Genomic DNA, 2,104 nt, shown 5'->3' on the forward strand with positions numbered 1-2,104 from the left:
ACCGGCCCGTACGGAGACGACCTCCCGTACGGGCCGGTCCGCTGCCGGTACGGGAGGATGAGGCGGCCTGGGGTGGACGGCTACCCCGAAGTGGCCGACGCGACAAGGCCGTTCGCGCTCGGTGAGAGCTGGTACGTCCTGGACGACTCGCCGCTCGGCATGCTGATACGGACGCCGGAGGCCGAGGCGCTCACTGCCTCCCGGAGCCGTACCGAATCGAGCCCCCGGAGGGGCGGTCGAGGAGTTGCGGCGGGAACAGGCGGAGGCGAACAGACGCCCGGCGTCCGTGTACGTCCGGGCGGCGCCGCGGCCGGGGCGGCTTCCGCCGGTCCGTGTGACGACCCGCGCGGGGACGGTCGTCATGCGTGTCGGGTACCGCCCCGCGAGCGGAACGTGACGGACGGGATCGGCGATACTCAGGGCATGGCTGATCAGGGCGCGGACGACGGATACCTGCTCGACAACCAGCAGGCCGAGGCCGGTGTCCGCTTCGGCGCGCTGGCTGAGCTGTTCGATCCGGTGACCTTCCGGCATGTCGACCAGCTCGGCATCACCGAAGGCATGCGGTGCTGGGAGATCGGCGCCGGCGGCCCCACCGTACCCATGGGCCTGGCCGCACGCGTCGGCCCGGGCGGCGCCGTGGTGGCGACGGACATCGACACCTCGTGGACCGACTCCGCCCGCGGCACCGAGGCCGGCGGGGTGATCGAGGTGCTGCGACACGACGTGGCGGCCGACCCGCCGCCGCCCGGCGGATTCGATCTGGTGCACGCCCGCCTTGTCCTGGTCCACGTCACCGACCGGGCCGAAGCCCTGCGCCGGATGGTGCGGGCGCTGCGCCCCGGCGGCGCCCTGCTGATCGAGGACGCAGACCCCGGACTGCAACCGCTCCTGTGCCCCGACGAGTCGGGCCCCGCACAGCGGCTCGCCAATCGGCTGCGGTCGGGCTTCCGCGAGCTGATGGCCGCGCGCGGCGCGGATCTGGCTTACGGGCGTACGCTGCCCCGGCTGCTCCGCGAAGCCGGCCTGGACGACGTACGGGCGGACGCCTACTTCCCCATCACCTCTCCGGCCTGCACTGTCCTGGAAGCCGCCACCGTGCGCCAGATCCGCTCCCGCCTGGTGGCGGCCGGACTCGCGACCGACCAGGAGATCGACCAGCACCTGGCGAACGTCGCTACGGGACGACTCGACCTGGCGACCGCCCCCATGATCTCCGCCTGGGGCCGTCGAGTGTGAGTCGCCCGTACCACCGACGTCGTGGTCACACCGGAAGCCGAGCCAAACGCTCGCGAGGGCGACGGAGTCCGAACAGGCCGGAATTTGTGGTCAGTTCACCAGGGCTCGACGGTGAGCCTCCCGGACAACGCGATCGGCACTCTCTTCGGGAGTGAGGGCCGCGGTGTCGAACCACCAGCCGACATCGCCGAGTTCGCGCCGCATGCCGACGTCGAGTTCCTCGTAGCCGTCGAAGTCGAACCGCTCCTGTGGATCACGGATGGTGTCGCGGTACCGGCACACATCGATGCCCGGGGCGAGAACGACGAACACAACCCGCCGATCGGGGAGGAGGGAGACGAAGGAATCCAGCCGCGCACGGTCGGGGACCACCCAGTCGATCACCGGCACGAAGCCGGCCTCGGAGAAGTTGTTCGCCAGCGAGCACAGATTGCGGTCGCACAGCTCCACTTGACGCGCCGCCTCGTCGGCAGGCTCGCCGAGCGCCCACACATGACCGCTGACAACCAGCCTGCTGATGAAGTCGCCGTCGAGGCGGGCCGAGCGCGTCAGGCGTTCGGCGACAAGCCTGGTCACGGTCGATTTCCCGGCCCCCGGCATCCCTGTCACGATCAGGCAGTCCGACGTCTCAGCAGTGATCACGCCCGCGATTGTGTCAGTGCGTCCGACGGCAGTCGTGGCGGGCTGCGCGAACTGACTTCATTTGCGCGGTACCTGACGGAAACAAACCAGTTCATATTCTTTTCCGGTACGGGACATTCCACTCCTACCTCAGGAGTACACCAGCATGCCCTCTGCCTCTCGCGCCCCAGAAACCACACAAGGCCCCAGCCGCCGCAGCATCCTCGGCGGCGCCGCGGCAGTG

At 70.1% G+C, this 2,104-nt stretch carries 2 protein-coding genes; one reads left to right on the forward strand and one right to left on the reverse strand.

The annotated features are described in order from the left end of the window. Positions 1 to 423 precede the first annotated feature (423 nt). A complete protein-coding gene (locus QR77_RS28770; RefSeq protein ID WP_040024942.1) occupies positions 424 to 1,239 on the forward strand; it encodes a methyltransferase domain-containing protein in 816 nt (271 codons plus the stop codon). A 90-nt stretch (positions 1,240 to 1,329) separates the two neighbouring features. Here QR77_RS28770 and QR77_RS28775 read toward each other — a convergent pair whose 3' ends face one another. After that, entirely contained in the window at positions 1,330 to 1,881 is a 552-nt protein-coding gene (locus QR77_RS28775) for an AAA family ATPase (RefSeq protein WP_040024943.1), read from the reverse strand. Between the last annotated feature and the right edge of the window lie 223 nt (positions 1,882 to 2,104).

Source organism: Streptomyces sp. 150FB, assembly GCF_000818195.1.
Taxonomy (GTDB): Bacteria; Actinomycetota; Actinomycetes; order Streptomycetales; family Streptomycetaceae; genus Streptomyces.

Excerpts from the sequence above, each read along its gene's own strand:
- QR77_RS28770 (WP_040024942.1), top strand. The coding sequence starts at position 424 with ATGGCTGATCAGGGCGCGGACGACGGATACCTGCTCGACAACCAGCAG.